14 protein-coding genes and 2 pseudogenes are annotated in these 12,747 nt (G+C 69.9%); 8 read left to right on the top strand and 8 right to left on the bottom strand.

The window, feature by feature from the left end:
* The first annotated feature begins 11 nt into the window (after positions 1 to 11).
* The gene (locus ACZ7IB_RS26090; protein ID WP_114245809.1) at positions 12 to 509 is read left to right on the top strand and encodes a hypothetical protein; all 498 of its coding nucleotides are present in this window, start codon (positions 12 to 14) and stop codon (positions 507 to 509) included.
* A gap of 15 nt (positions 510 to 524) precedes the next feature.
* Here the strand turns inward: ACZ7IB_RS26090 and ACZ7IB_RS26085 are convergent, their stop codons facing one another.
* A complete protein-coding gene (locus ACZ7IB_RS26085; RefSeq protein ID WP_470916173.1) occupies positions 525 to 1,202 on the bottom strand; it encodes a pentapeptide repeat-containing protein in 678 nt (225 codons plus the stop codon).
* A 111-nt stretch (positions 1,203 to 1,313) separates the two neighbouring features.
* Here ACZ7IB_RS26085 and ACZ7IB_RS26080 point away from each other — a divergent pair, with 111 nt between their 5' ends.
* Together ACZ7IB_RS26080 and ACZ7IB_RS26075 are read left to right on the top strand one after the other, a co-directional pair.
* The gene (locus tag ACZ7IB_RS26080) at positions 1,314 to 2,522 is read left to right on the top strand and encodes an NAD(P)-binding protein (protein WP_470916171.1); all 1,209 of its coding nucleotides are present in this window, start codon (positions 1,314 to 1,316) and stop codon (positions 2,520 to 2,522) included.
* 95 nt (positions 2,523 to 2,617) lie between these two features.
* Positions 2,618 to 3,619 carry a zinc-binding dehydrogenase gene (locus tag ACZ7IB_RS26075; RefSeq protein WP_470916170.1) on the top strand — a complete coding sequence of 334 codons (1,002 nt, stop codon included), beginning with the start codon at positions 2,618 to 2,620 and terminating at the stop codon, positions 3,617 to 3,619.
* A 12-nt stretch (positions 3,620 to 3,631) separates the two neighbouring features.
* Here ACZ7IB_RS26075 and ACZ7IB_RS26070 read toward each other — a convergent pair whose 3' ends face one another.
* Both ACZ7IB_RS26070 and ACZ7IB_RS26065 read right to left on the bottom strand, forming a co-directional pair.
* Positions 3,632 to 4,120, bottom strand: a complete 489-nt coding sequence (locus tag ACZ7IB_RS26070) for a GNAT family N-acetyltransferase (protein ID WP_470916167.1) — start codon at positions 4,118 to 4,120, stop codon at positions 3,632 to 3,634.
* 25 nt (positions 4,121 to 4,145) lie between these two features.
* Positions 4,146 to 4,247, bottom strand: a pseudogene (locus tag ACZ7IB_RS26065) (aminoglycoside phosphotransferase family protein); the annotation flags it as partial.
* A gap of 33 nt (positions 4,248 to 4,280) precedes the next feature.
* Between ACZ7IB_RS26065 and ACZ7IB_RS26060 the strand changes: the two are divergent.
* On the top strand, positions 4,281 to 4,955 hold the full coding sequence (locus ACZ7IB_RS26060; protein WP_470916165.1) for a rhomboid-like protein: 675 nt from the start codon (positions 4,281 to 4,283) through the stop codon (positions 4,953 to 4,955).
* A 63-nt stretch (positions 4,956 to 5,018) separates the two neighbouring features.
* Positions 5,019 to 6,428: an NAD(P)/FAD-dependent oxidoreductase gene (locus ACZ7IB_RS26055; protein ID WP_470916163.1), complete on the top strand. Its 1,410-nt coding sequence runs from the start codon at positions 5,019 to 5,021 to the stop codon at positions 6,426 to 6,428.
* Between the two features lie 486 nt (positions 6,429 to 6,914).
* On the opposite strand, the gene ACZ7IB_RS26050 is transcribed toward ACZ7IB_RS26055, so the two are convergent.
* Together ACZ7IB_RS26050 and ACZ7IB_RS26045 are read right to left on the bottom strand one after the other, a co-directional pair.
* Positions 6,915 to 7,355: an NUDIX hydrolase gene (locus ACZ7IB_RS26050; RefSeq protein ID WP_470916161.1), complete on the bottom strand. Its 441-nt coding sequence runs from the start codon at positions 7,353 to 7,355 to the stop codon at positions 6,915 to 6,917.
* Between the two features lie 234 nt (positions 7,356 to 7,589).
* Positions 7,590 to 9,089 carry an MFS transporter gene (locus tag ACZ7IB_RS26045; protein ID WP_470916159.1) on the bottom strand — a complete coding sequence of 500 codons (1,500 nt, stop codon included), beginning with the start codon at positions 9,087 to 9,089 and terminating at the stop codon, positions 7,590 to 7,592.
* 126 nt (positions 9,090 to 9,215) lie between these two features.
* Here ACZ7IB_RS26045 and ACZ7IB_RS26040 point away from each other — a divergent pair, with 126 nt between their 5' ends.
* Positions 9,216 to 9,962 carry a TetR/AcrR family transcriptional regulator gene (locus ACZ7IB_RS26040; protein WP_470916157.1) on the top strand — a complete coding sequence of 249 codons (747 nt, stop codon included), beginning with the start codon at positions 9,216 to 9,218 and terminating at the stop codon, positions 9,960 to 9,962.
* Here the strand turns inward: ACZ7IB_RS26040 and ACZ7IB_RS26035 are convergent.
* From ACZ7IB_RS26035 to ACZ7IB_RS26025, 3 genes and pseudogenes are all read right to left on the bottom strand, one after another.
* Positions 9,959 to 10,381: a YgjP-like metallopeptidase domain-containing protein gene (locus ACZ7IB_RS26035; RefSeq protein WP_470916155.1), complete on the bottom strand. Its 423-nt coding sequence runs from the start codon at positions 10,379 to 10,381 to the stop codon at positions 9,959 to 9,961. The two genes, ACZ7IB_RS26040 and ACZ7IB_RS26035, sit on opposite strands and share 4 nt — an antisense overlap.
* A 207-nt stretch (positions 10,382 to 10,588) precedes the next feature.
* Positions 10,589 to 10,777, bottom strand: coding sequence for a hypothetical protein (locus tag ACZ7IB_RS26030; protein WP_470916154.1), 189 nt, complete (start codon positions 10,775 to 10,777; stop codon positions 10,589 to 10,591).
* Between the two features lie 62 nt (positions 10,778 to 10,839).
* Positions 10,840 to 11,139: pseudogene (locus tag ACZ7IB_RS26025) on the bottom strand (IS1380 family transposase); the annotation flags it as partial.
* 306 nt (positions 11,140 to 11,445) lie between these two features.
* On the opposite strand from ACZ7IB_RS26025, the gene ACZ7IB_RS26020 reads away from it, so the two are divergent.
* Both ACZ7IB_RS26020 and ACZ7IB_RS26015 read left to right on the top strand, forming a co-directional pair.
* Positions 11,446 to 11,757, top strand: a complete 312-nt coding sequence (locus ACZ7IB_RS26020) for a hypothetical protein (RefSeq protein WP_470916152.1) — start codon at positions 11,446 to 11,448, stop codon at positions 11,755 to 11,757.
* Entirely contained in the window at positions 11,754 to 12,515 is a 762-nt protein-coding gene (locus tag ACZ7IB_RS26015; protein WP_470916151.1) for an SDR family oxidoreductase, read from the top strand. Before ACZ7IB_RS26020 ends, ACZ7IB_RS26015 begins: the two co-directional genes overlap by 4 nt.
* The last annotated feature ends 232 nt before the right edge of the window (positions 12,516 to 12,747 follow it).

Raw genomic sequence — 12,747 nt, 5'->3', positions numbered from 1 at the left:
ACCATCGAACTGTGCTCGACATCGGCTACTCCCTCTCCCGACGCTTCCCCGATCCCCCGCAGACCGACTACCGCCGCGCGGACGTCCACGCCCTGCGGCACGATCTGTTCTCCGGGGACGTCTACCTCGCGGACACCAAGGCGGACCGCGAAGTGTCCACAGCCTGGGGATGGGTGCCGGTGCTCGACTTCGCGTGGGCGCTGTGCGACATCGTCGAGCAGATCGACCAGGACCCGCGCGGCAACCGCTCGCACCGGCGGCAGTTCGCCGAGCTGGACTTCACCGAGTCGTCCGACCGGATGCTCTTCGAGCGCCGCTTCGGCTGGGTCGACGTCGAGGCCGACTGGATGCCCGGCGACGAACCCCCGCTCACCTTCAGCCACTCGCTGTTGCGCCGCGAGGCCCGCGACTTCCTGCACGACCTGATCGCCGACCTCGCCGACATGCACGAAGGGCTCGCCGACAACCCCGTGATCTGGGACCTCCAGGCCCGCTTCCCCCGTATCTGACCCGGCCCCGGCGGGCTACGCCTCCACCCGCACCCCGATCTGCGCCGCGAACGCCGGAGCCAGCTCCATCAGCTGTGACGGGCTGATCACCGCACCCGCCAGCCGCTCCACCCCGCGGGCGATGTCCAGCTCCGCGACCGTCCGCAGATCCACCGACTCCATCCGTACGGAGCTGAAGTCGGCCCGCTTCAGCACACAGTCGCGGAACTCCACCCGCACCAGCTGCGCATCCCCGAAATCCGGCTCCGACAGCACACAGCCCTCGAACACCACGTCCTTCATCCGCGCCTTCCGCAGATTCAGGTAGTCGATCTTCCCGCCGCGCACCAGCACCCGCTCCAGCACCGCACCGTGCAACTGCACCCCGCCCAGTCGTGCGTCCACCACCTCCACATCGCGCAGCGACGCCCCCGCGAGATCGGTGCCCACACCCCGTACGCCCGTCAGCACGGAGTCGATGAAACGGGCCCTGACCAGCTCCGTACGGTCCAGTGCGCAGCCGTCCAGCGCGCAGTCCATGAAACGGGCCCCCGGACCCGACTCGTCCGCAAGATCCGTCCCGTCGAACCGCACACCGTCGTAGTCCCCGTCCGGCTCCAGGCCTCCCCCGTCGTACGGAACGAGCGGCGGCAGCCGCACCTCCGGCCGCCGTGCCGCTGCGATCGTGTCCGTCTTCCTGCTGCTGCGCGCCATGCCCCCATCGTGACCCACCCCACTGACAACGCCCCCTCGCCGATGTCACAAACGGGGTGCCGCGAACCGTCCCGTACACAGCAGCGCCCTTCAGCGAAGGAGATCGGGACCATGCAGCGCATCCACATCATCGGCGGCGGCCTCGCCGGGTTCACCGCAGCCATCACCGCCGCCGAGTCCGGCGCCCTGGTGACCGTCCACGAGGCCCACCACACCCTCGGCGGACGGGCCAGGACCGCCGAAGGCCCGTACCGCACCAACGAAGGACCCCACGCCCTCTACCGCCGCGGACCGCACCGGACCTGGCTCGACCGGCGCAACCTCCTGGGCCCCGTCGCCACCGTCCCGCCCCTCGAAGGCGCCCGGCTCCGCTTCCGCCTCGACGGCGCCCTGCGCCGTACCCCGCCCCTCGCCCTCCTCCGCCTCACCCGCCGCCGCGCGGAACAGGCCCCCGTCGACACCGACTTCCGCACCTGGGCCACCGGACAGGTCGGCGAGGCGGGCGCCCGCGCTGCCGCGCACTACGCCGCCGTCGCGCTCTACCACCACGACCCCGGTGCGCTCTCCGCCGCGTTCGTCCAGGAACGGCTGCGCCGCGCCACCGCGCTGCCGCCCGAGGCCCGCTACCCCGTCGGCGGCTGGGCACAGGTCATCGACCGGATGGCGGCCCGCGCCTGGAACCTCAGCGTCCGGATCGAGACGGCGGCGCGCGTGGACGCCGACACCCTCGGCACCCTGACCCGACAGGGCCCGGTGATCGTCGCCACCTCCCTCGACGCGGCCCGCTCCCTGCTCCGCGACCCCTCACTGACCTGGGGCAGCGGCAGGACCGCACTCATAGACCTGGCCCTGCGCACCCGGCGCGGCGACGCCTTCGCCGTCTCCGACCTCGACGCCCCCGGCTGGATCGAACGCTTCACCGCCCAGGACCGCACCCTCGCGCCCGCCGGACAGCAGCTCATCCAGGGACAGTTCCCCCTCGCTCCCGGCGAGTCCAGGGCCATCGGCATCGCCCGCGCCGAGGAGCTGCTCGACCTCGGCTACCCGAACTGGCGCGAGCGCACCGTATGGCGGCGCGAGGCCCTCGCCTCCGGCCGCACCGGCGCGGTCGACCGGCCCGGCACCACCTGGCGCGACCGGCCCGCCATCGACCGCGGCAACGGCATCTACCTCGCGGGCGACCAGGTCGCCGCGCCCGGACTGCTCAGCGAGGTGTCGTTCAACAGCGGAATGGAGGCGGCGCTGCTCGCCCTCAAGGCTTCCGAGAGCCGGGCCACCGCCCGCAACTCCACGGCAGGGCTTGACCTCAAGCAGGCTTGAGGTCGGAGGGTGGCTGCACAGGGCCACGGGCCCCACAAGCCCACGGGTCCCAAGCCCACCGGCCCACAGCGACCGACACCAACGGGGAGTCCACCGTGCACGCCATCCGCCTCCACACCTTCGGCCCGGCCGAGAACCTCACCTACGAGCGGACCGACGACCCCGTACCCGGCCCCGGCCAGGTCCGTATCGCCGTCGCCGCAGCGGGCGTGCACCTTCTCGACACGGCCCTGCGCGAAGGCATGACGGGCCCGTTCCCGGCCCCCGCCGAGCTACCGACCATCCCGGGCCGCGAAGTCGCGGGCCGGGTCGAGTCGCTCGGCGAGAGCACCGACCCCGGCTGGCTCGGCAAGCGCGTCGTCGCCCATATCGGCATGGTCCCGGGCGGCTACGCCGAACTCACCGTCGTCGACGCCGAGAAGCTGCACGCCATCCCGGACGGCCTCGACGAAGCCGAAGCCGTCGCCATGATCGGCACCGGCCGCACCGCCCTCGGCATCCTGCAGTTCACCGACCTCGGCCCCGGCTCGATCGTCGTCGTCCCCGCAGCCGCGGGCGGCATCGGCACCCTGATCGTGCAGTACGCCAAGAACGCCGGGGCCACCGTCATCGGCCTCGCCGGCGGCCCCGCCAAGGCCGCCGCCGTCCGGGCGAACGGCGCCGACCTCGCCGTCGACTACACCCTCCCCGACTGGCCCCGGCAGGTCCGCACCCATCTCGACGGACTCGGCCGTCGCGCCACCGTCGTCTACGACTCCGTCGGGGGCACCACCGGCCGCGCCGCCGTCGACCTCCTCGGCAAGGGCGGGCAGCACATCGTGTTCGGCTGGTCCGGCGCCGGACTCCACGACGGAGCACCGCTCACCTTCACCGACGAGGAACTCGCCGAACGTGGCATCACCTCCGGGAGCGTGCTCGGCCCCGTCATGATGGCGAGGGCGGGCGGCCTGCGCGCCCTCGAAACGCGATCGCTCTCCGAGGCGGCCTCCGGCCGGCTCCGCCCCACGGTCCAGCGCTTCCCGCTCGCCGAAGCGGCCGCCGCCCACCGCGCCCTGGAGACCCGGGGCACGATGGGCAAGGTCGTCCTGATCCCGTAACCCGGCGAGGACCTACTTTCCGCCGAGCTGTTCCCCGAGCTTCGACAACGCCCCGTCCGTCAGCCGGTACACCGTCCACTCGTCCTGCGGCCGCGCGCCCAGCGACTCGTAGAACGCGATGGACGGGGTGTTCCAGTTCAGCACCGACCACTCCAGGCGCTCGTAGCCGCGCTCCACACAGATCCGCGCCAGCTCCGTCAGCAACGCCTTCCCGTGCCCGCCGCCGCGCCGCTCCGGACGTACGTACAGGTCCTCCAGGTAGATGCCGTGCACCCCGCGCCACGTGGAGAAGTTCAGGAACCACAGCGCGAAGCCGACGACCTCGCCGTCGTCGTCCGACTCGGCGATGTGCGCGTACGCGGCGGGCCGCTCGCCGAACAGTGCCTCGTGCAGTTGCTCCTCGGTGGCGTTCGCCTCGTGCAGGGCCTTCTCGTAGTCGGCCAGCTCGCGGACCATGGCGTGAATAACAGGGACATCAGCAGGGGTAGCGGTACGAATCATGAGGGCAGCGTAGGCGCGGGCTCGCGCCCCACTGACCCCGCCCCGGCAGCGCCGCGAGAAAGGCCCGCCCTGCCGCCCCGTTGTACTTGGACCGGGTGTCGATCAGCTCGTCCGGGATGTCGATCACGCGGACGATCGTAGAGCCGTGCATCAATCGGATATGACTCCGAGCAGTCCCGCCCCGCCCACCCGGCCGCACACCACCGCCGGCTCGTGGATCCGCAGCGTCGGCTCATGGATTCGCAGCGCACCCGGCACCTACATCTGGCTGAGCGCACTCTTCGTCACCGCCGTCATCGTCCACCAGATGTCACCGGACTTCGAAGAGGACTTCCTGCGCCAGCACTCGACCAACATCCACGAACTCTCCCGGGACCCCGTACACGTACTGATCACCAGCGCCTTCTGGATCGACGGCGGCCACTGGGTCCCCTACGCCGTCCTCTACACCGTCTTCCACGCCCCCGCCGAACGCTGGCTCGGCACCCTGCGCTGGCTCGCCGTCGCCATCGCGGCCCATGTCCTCGCCACCCTCGTCAGCGAAGGCGTCCTGGCCTGGGCCATCCGGCACGGACACGTACCGCCGGCCGCCGCGAACACGCTCGATGTCGGGGTCAGTTACGCGCTCGCGGGCGTCGTCGCGGTCCTCACGTACCGCATCCCGGCGCCCTGGCGGTACGTGTACCTCTTCGCCGTCCTCGTCTTCTACGGCATCCCGCTCATCGCCGGCCGCACCTTCACCGACCTCGGCCACTTCGCCTCCGTACTCATCGGCCTCGCCTGCTACCCACTGACCCGGTCCCGGCCGAAGACGAAAACCCCTCCGGCGCAGTAACGTCCCGCCCCAGAGAAAGCACGACCGCAGGCACGGCTTCACACCGGACAAAGCAGGGGCAACATGAGCACCGTCAGCACCGTCAACGGCGGCATATCGTTCTGGTACGCGGACCAAGGAACGCCCACCCCCCGGGAACCCCTCCCCGGCGACGCCACCGCCGACATCTGCATCGTCGGCGGCGGATACACCGGACTGTGGACCGCCTACTACCTCAAGAAGGCCGTCCCCTTCCTCAACATCACCGTCCTCGAAGCCAAGTTCTGCGGCTACGGCGCCTCCGGGCGCAACGGCGGCTGGCTGTACAACGGCATCGCGGGCCGCGGCCGCTACGCCAAGCTCCACGGCCACGAGGCCGCCGTCCATCTCCAGCGGGCGATGAACGACACCGTCGACGAGGTCGTCCGCGTGGCCGCCGAGGAGAACATCGACGCCGACATCCACCAGGGCGGTGTTCTCGAAGTCGCCTACACCCCCGCCCAGCTGGCCCGGCTCAAGGACTTCCACTCCGTCGAGATCGCCTTCGGCGAGAAGGACCGCGTCCTGCGCGGCGCCCGCGAGACCGGCGAACGCATCAACGTCACCGGAGCCGTCGGTTCCACCTGGACCCCGCACGGCGCCCGCCTGCACCCGGTCAAACTCGTCAAGGGCCTCGCCGCGACCGTGGAGGCGCTCGGCGTCACCATCCACGAGTCGACGCCCGTCACCGAGATCAAGCCCAAGCACGCCCACACCCCGTACGGCACCGTCCGCGCCCCGTACATCCTGCGCTGCACCGAGGGATTCACGGCAAACCTCAAGGGCCAGAGGCGCACCTGGCTCCCCATGAACTCCTCGATGATCGCCACCGAGCCGCTCCCCCGGTCCGTGTGGGACACCATCGGCTGGGACGGCCGCGAAACCCTCGGCGACATGGCCCACGCCTACACGTACGCCCAGCGCACCGCGGACGACCGCATCGCACTGGGCGGCCGCGGCGTCCCGTACCGATACGGCTCAGGTGCGGCCCACTTCAACGACACAGCCCGCACCCAGCCCGCCACCATCGAGGCCCTCCGCGACATCCTCGTCCGCCTCTTCCCCACCACCGCGGCCGCCCGCATCGATCACGCCTGGTCCGGCGTCCTCGGCGTCCCCCGCGACTGGTGCGCCACCGTCACCCTCGACCGCTCCACCGGCCTCGGCTGGGCCGGCGGCTACGTCGGCTCCGGCGTCGCCACCACCAACCTCGCCGCCCGCACCCTGCGCGACCTGATCCAGCAGGACTCCGGCCAGTCCGGCCCCACGGAACTGACCACGCTGCCCTGGGTCAACCACCGGGTCCGCCGCTGGGAACCGGAACCCTTCCGCTGGCTCGGCGTTCACGGCATGTACGCCGCCTACCGCGCCGCCGACCGCCGCGAACTCACCGCGCCCCGCCTCGGCACGGACCCCATCGCGAAGGCCGCGGACCGGCTGTCCGGACGGCACTGACCGGAAGAACGGACGGGCACTCGCCACCGGGTGGTGGCGGGTGCCCGTGGTCCGTTCGGTCACCTGTGTGGAGGTCGTGTCACTTCGAGTGGCAGGGGTTCCTGCCGTGGCACGGCTTCGGCTCGGGCTTGGAGCAGTGTTTGTCGTGACACGGCTCGGGCTTCGGCTTCGAGCAGTGCTTACCGTGACACGGCTTCGGCTCGGGCTTGGAGCAGTGCTTGTCGTGACACGGCTCGGGCTTCGGCTTCGAGCAGTGCTTACCGTGACACGGCTTCGGCTCGGGCTTGGAGCAGTGCTTGTCGTGACACGGCTCGGGCTTCGGCTTCGAGCAGTGCTTACCGTGACACGGCTTCGGCTCGGGCGTGCAGTGCTTCCCACGGCCGGCGGCTCACCTGAGCCCGACCTCATGGACGACCGGCCTCCGGCCCCGCACCGCCGATGGCAGGACCGCATTGGCAGTGGACGCCGGCTCCTGAATTGCCCGGCTCAGGGGACGGCCACGGTCCATCCCTCTTGAGCACCGATCATCCCCAGACCGTCGATCGCGGCCGGGGACAGGATCGAGTCCTCCAGGCCGGACAGGGGCATCCAGGTCACCGCGCTCGTGGAGTCATCGGCCTTGGTGACCGACAGCGGGCCGGGCTTGAGTTCGACGATGTAGAAGAGCCCCACCAGGTTCCAGCTGATGCCGAGCCGGGTGGCCGTATACGCCCGCGCGTCCACCAGGCGGGCGTCAAGGAGTTCGAGCCCGGTCTCCTCGTGCAACTCGCGTGCCAGCGTCTCCCGCGGCTGCTCGCCCGGATCGATTCCGCCGCCGGGCAGGTGCCACAGCCTGGGCTCGAAGACCGGTGAGGTATCGGAGAGTTGAGTCAAAAGCAGTTGGTCCTGCACGGCGGCGATGGCATACGCCGATACGCGCGAACGCACGTGACTGTTCACTGTGCCCCTCCGGTTCTCGGGCTCTGCGGCCTCGACCGCCCCGTGCGGGGCAATCTATCGACCGTGCGCCGAGAGAGTGCGGGCGGGTTCAACCGGAAAACGAAGGTGAACCACCCTTCGTAGAGGGCGCGTTGCTCCGTTTGTGCGCCGACCGGTCCGGCCGGCGCACCGGCAACGGAAGAAGGCCGGCGCCCTCCCGGGGCACCGGCCTTCTTCACGAGGTCAGGCGATGAGTTCGGGCTCCTCGGCCTGGGCGGCGGCGGGCTCGGGCTTGGTGTCGCGCATGACCAGGGTGGCCAGGAGGGCCGCGGTGAGGACGCCGATCGCGCTGATGGTGAAGGTGGTCGACATCGAGGCGGTGAAGGCTTCCCGGGCGGCGTGGACCAGTCCGGTGTCGCCGTTGGCGGCGGTCAGTGCGCCGGCGATCGACTGCTTGGCCTGCTCGGGTGCGTCGGCGGGCATCTCGCTGCGGAAGCCACTCGTCAGGAGCGAGCCGAGGATCGCGATGCCGAGCGCGGCGCCGGCCTGCTGGATGGTGTCGTTCAGGGCCGATCCGACGCCGGCCTTCTCCGCCGGGATGGTGCCCATCAGCGCGCCGACCGCGGCCGGCATCGCGAGGCCGGCGCCGAGGCCGAGCAGTCCGAGGGCGACCGCCGGGACAGTGAAGCCGGAGTCTGCCGAGACGGTGGTCAGCAGCGCGAAGGAGGAGGCCATGACGAGCATCCCGCCCAGCACCAGGAAGCGGTTGCCGATCTTCGCGGCGAGCCCGGCGCCGGCGCCGTTGCCGATCAGCGCGGCTACGGCCAGCGGCACGAACGCGAGGCCCGCCTTGACCGGGGAATAGCCGAGCACGAACTGCAGGTACTGGGTGAGCACCAGCAGCAGGCCGCCATTGCCGATCTGCACGAGGGTCAGCGAGAGCGAACCGCCGCTGAAGTTGCGGTGCTTGAACAGGACCAGCGGCACCATCGGCGCGGGGGTGACGTTCTCCCAGACCACGAACCCACCGAGGGCGATCACCGCGGCGGCCAGGGTGATCGCCGAGCGGCCGCCGAAGGCGCCGTGCTGCGGGAGCTCGATGATCCACCAGATCAGGGCGGTCATACCGACCGCGGACAGCACCGCTCCGATCGGGTCGGGCTTCTGCCAGGGCCCCTTCGACTCCGGCATGAGGACGAGGGCCGCCAGGACGGCCAGCGCGACGACCGGGACGTTGATGAAGAAGATCGAGTGCCAGGAGAAGTGGTCGATCAGCACGCCGCCGAGCACCGGGCTGCCGACCAGGCCGAGCATCGACACCGAGCCCCACGCCGCCATCGCCTTGGGGCGTTCCTCCTCGTCGAAGACGGTGATGAGGATCGACAGCGTCGACGGCATGATCAGCGCCCCGCCCACGCCCATCGTGATCCGCGCTGCGATCACCTCGCCGGGGTTCGCGCAGAAGGTCGCGGCCAGCGACGCCGCCCCGAAGAGCAACAGGCCGATGATCATGATCTTCCGGCGGCCGAAGCGGTCGCCGAGGCTGCCGGAGGTGAGCAGGAGCCCGGCGAAGACCAGGATGTAGGAGTCGAGGATCCACTGGATGTCCTGGGCGCTCGCGCCGATGTCCTCGGTCATCGACGGCACCGCGACGGTCAGCGCCATGCTGTCGACCACCAGGACCAGCGTGCTGAGGCACAGCACGATGAGGATCCACCAGCGGCGCGGATTACGGGTTTCCATGGGCTTTCCTCTCGACCTGCGCACGACGTTCCTGTGTTGCGAACACTGTACGCAACCGGGTACGACGTGCGCAAGGCCCTATTCCTGTACGCTGGATGCGAACGCCGTACGCCTTGAAGGAGGGTCATGGCCGCCAAGACGAACCCGATCCCGTCCGTGTGGGCCCGGCAGCAGCCCGCGCCCGATCAGCCCGCGCTCAGCCGGGCCGCGATCGTCCGCGAGGCGATCGCCATGCTGGACGCCGAGGGCATCGAGTCGCTGAGCATGCGCAAGCTCGGCGCCCGCCTGAACGCCGGCGCGACCTCCCTCTACCGGCACGTCGCGACCAAGGACGAGCTGATGGAGCTCGCGGTGGACGAGGTCGCCGCCGAGATCGTCGTCCCCTCCCCGGACTTCGGCCGGGCAGACCCCGAGGCGGACAGCCCCGACTGGCGCGCCGCCGCCACCGAGGCCGCCCGGTCCTTCCGGGCGACCGCCCTGCGCCACCCGTGGCTGTCCTCGGTCCTCGGCCAGGCGGGCCTCGCCTACCTCGGCCCCAACCTCATGTCCTTCGCCGAGCGACTGGCCGCCCTGTTCACGGCCGCCGGCTTTCCCGAGCCGAGCCGCGCGATCGACACCGTCCTGTCCTACGTCATCGGCATGAGCACCACGGAGGCGGCCTGGCTCACCACGGTCGCCCGCTCCGGCGAGACCGAGGCCGCCTTCATCGCCCGACTCATGCCTGCCGCCCAGCAGGCCGCGGCCGGCCACGACCACCTCACCGGCGCCTACGCCGAACCCCCAGCCGTCGACCCCGCGGAGATCCGCGAAACCAAGTTCGCCTACGGCCTGGAGGTCGTCCTCGACGGCCTGTCGCTGCGGCTCCCGCGCTAGCGCTTCGGCCAGGAAGACCCACCGGGCCGGTCGGCAAAAGGCAGTGAGACAAGAGAAGCCAGGTCAGACACAGTCTGACCTGGCTTCTCGCTGAGCCCGATGAGTTCGTCCTCCGCGCGGTCCAAGCGGTCTCGACGCATCAGGAATCGACCTCGAACCAGTCCGACCGGCGCCGGGACATCGTCAACCAGCTTCAACCGGTAGCTGCGCCCCAGGTAGTTGAAGCCTTCACCGGTGACGAACTCCTTCACGGGCCGGATGGCCGCCTCGTCTGTGCGCTCGTCCAGCTTGCCGTAGATCCAACGCCGTCGGCCCTTAACAGCGGATACCAACTGGGCGACGTCCATCCCAGCCGGAACAGTTGCCGTAATGAGCGCATCGCGCTCCACCGTCAGCCGCACACTGCTGCGGTCTTGCACTACCACGACGTCGATCTCGAGGCGGCCGACCTGTAGCAGGCCAGCACGAACTGGGCCCAGTTGTTCCGCGGCCGCGACTACGTCAGCTACTCCTCTGGAGCGCATGGCGATGGTGGCCGAGGATGTCTAGCAGGCTGTCGGCGAGGTGGTCAACCTGTGAAGGGTCTGCCACATTGAGATCGATGAGAAGGCGGAAGACGGCCGACCTCAGGTCGCCCTGGGCCACAGGCCCATCCGGTGGGTGTGGTCCTGGAGCTGGCCGATGTGGGCTCGCTCGGCGAACTCATTCGTTCGCAGGGTCAGCAGAACGTCCCAGTCGCCGATGAAGTGACGCCTGAGCTTCTCGGGGGACGTGTAGTGCTCGATCAGGTGCGGGCGTTGGGTGACAGGCATCATGAACTCCGCGCCGAACAGACCGTCCTGGCGTATGGAACTGGCCGTACCAGGGTGCGGATGCCCTTGAACCGGCCGTACTCGGCGCCCTGCTTGGCCCGGCCGTAGACCCGCTTGTGGGTGGAGTCGACATCAATGAACGCCTTCTCGCCGGAGCCGGGAAGCAGCGGGGCGTGCGCGGCCAGTTGACCGAGGAACCTGCGTTGGACAGCGTGGAGTTGGAGTGCGTGACCGTGGGTGAACGAACGGAGGAAGGTGCCCAGCGTGGACGGCGCACGGACCCCCCGGAACAGGGCCGGCATCGCGCCGTGCCGCAGGATATGGAGGTCGTCGATACTGTCCGCGCCCGCCGCCATGCCGGCCACGATGCTGCGGACCTTGGCGTCCGCCGACGCACCCGCGCCGTTCGTCGTCCCGCTCAGCTTCACCTTCTGCGTCACCAGGCCCGACAGCCCACACCGTTCGGCCAGCCGCATCACCGGAACCAGCCCGGCATGCGCGACCAGATTCGGGTCATCGAACGCGGCGGAGACCGCCGCTGGAGTATGGGAAACCTGCATCTCGGAAGTGCCTTGCCGATCGTGCGTGCTGGAAGCCTCAAGAACTCCCATCATCGCAGGTCACAAGGCACTTCCTTGTTTCCCGAAGAGTCATCCACAGCCATCAGATCGGTGGATCAAGGCTTAGCCCCGTCACCATGGCTCTTCCCCGGCGGCCAGCCCGGACGACCGATCAGCACCACACAGCTGACCCAACACCTGAATCAGCTCGGGATCCGCCCCAACCCGGCCCGCAGCACCGCACTCTTCCAGCTCGCCACCGAAATCCCCGCCGCGATCCTCGCCCGCACCCTGGGCATCCACACCGACGTCGCCGTCGCCTGGCAACGACTCTCCGCCGGCGACTGGGCCAACTACGCCGCCGAGGTCAGCCGCCGCACTTCACCGCACCATCCGATCCCCGGAGCAGGAGTACCGACATGAGATTCGACGACCACCGCGTGGTCATCACCGCCGCCGGCCGCGATTTCGGCCGCACCCTGGCCATCCGTCTCGCGGACCTCGGCGCCGAAGTCTTCCTCTCCGCGCGCACTCTCGCCGCCGCTGAGCACGTCCGCGACGAGATCCGCGACCGAGGGCACCAGCAGGTCCACGCCTTCGCCTGCGACCTGACAAACCCCGCCTCGATCCGCGACTTCGCTGCCGACGTCGCCCGTCACACCGACCGCATCGACGTGCTGATCAACAACGGCTCCCGCTACCTCGACGGCCCAGACCTCCAATCCGCCTCCGACGCCGACGTCGTCGACACCATCGCATCCGGCGCCACCGGCACCGTCCTGACCGTGAAGAACTTCCTCCCTCTCCTGCTCAACTCTGACAAGCCAGATGTGGTGACCATGGTCTCCGCCTGCGGAACGGCTGGTCATCACCGCTCGGACGCGCACGACGCCTTCTACGCGGCCAAGAGCGCCCAGGCAGGCTTCGCCGAGATCCTCTCCAAGCGCCTGCGGCCCCAGGGAGTCAGGGTGATCTCCCTCTACCCACCCGACTTCAACAACCCTGACCCGCTCTCCGAGGAGTGGGAGACCACAGCGCGCGAGGCCAAGGACGCCCTCACCGCGCAGTCACTCGTGGAGTGCATCCTCTTCGCCCTCACCCAACCGCGCGACTGCTTCATCAAGGCGTTCCACTTCGAACAGGTCCAACCCATTCCTGGCACCTGCACGCACGGTGACTGACACCGGGGTCCAGGGCGGCACATGGGCCCCGGCCGCAGGCACTCGGACAGTTCCAATACCCGACGTCACCATTAAGCGTCCTCCACGTCGGGAAGAGCGCGGCCGAAGCCACCGCCAAGCTGGTCCCCTACAGCGCAAAGCTGAGGCGGAAGAAGCCGCGCGCAAGGCAGAGAAGGCCCGGAAGAAGTCCAAACGCGCCAAGAAGGCGCAGGCTGAAGGGAAGAGGAAGGAC

The sequence above is a fragment of the Streptomyces sp. NPDC037301 genome (assembly GCF_055602785.1).
Note: the sequence above shows the minus strand (reverse complement) of the source record. Positions and strands in the feature narration are given on the sequence as shown.

Bases quoted from the DNA above. Each gene is read 5' to 3' on its own strand.
- ACZ7IB_RS26085 (WP_470916173.1), bottom strand. From the start codon at position 1,202: ATGGCGCGCAGCAGCAGGAAGACGGACACGATCGCAGCGGCACGGCGG.
- ACZ7IB_RS26080 (WP_470916171.1), top strand. From the start codon at position 1,314: ATGCAGCGCATCCACATCATCGGCGGCGGCCTCGCCGGGTTCACCGCA.
- ACZ7IB_RS26070 (WP_470916167.1), bottom strand. From the start codon at position 4,120: ATGATTCGTACCGCTACCCCTGCTGATGTCCCTGTTATTCACGCCATG.
- ACZ7IB_RS26060 (WP_470916165.1), top strand. From the start codon at position 4,281: ATGACTCCGAGCAGTCCCGCCCCGCCCACCCGGCCGCACACCACCGCC.
- ACZ7IB_RS26055 (WP_470916163.1), top strand. From the start codon at position 5,019: ATGAGCACCGTCAGCACCGTCAACGGCGGCATATCGTTCTGGTACGCG.
- ACZ7IB_RS26045 (WP_470916159.1), bottom strand. From the start codon at position 9,089: ATGGAAACCCGTAATCCGCGCCGCTGGTGGATCCTCATCGTGCTGTGC.
- ACZ7IB_RS26040 (WP_470916157.1), top strand. From the start codon at position 9,216: ATGGCCGCCAAGACGAACCCGATCCCGTCCGTGTGGGCCCGGCAGCAG.
- ACZ7IB_RS26030 (WP_470916154.1), bottom strand. From the start codon at position 10,777: ATGATGCCTGTCACCCAACGCCCGCACCTGATCGAGCACTACACGTCC.
- ACZ7IB_RS26015 (WP_470916151.1), top strand. From the start codon at position 11,754: ATGAGATTCGACGACCACCGCGTGGTCATCACCGCCGCCGGCCGCGAT.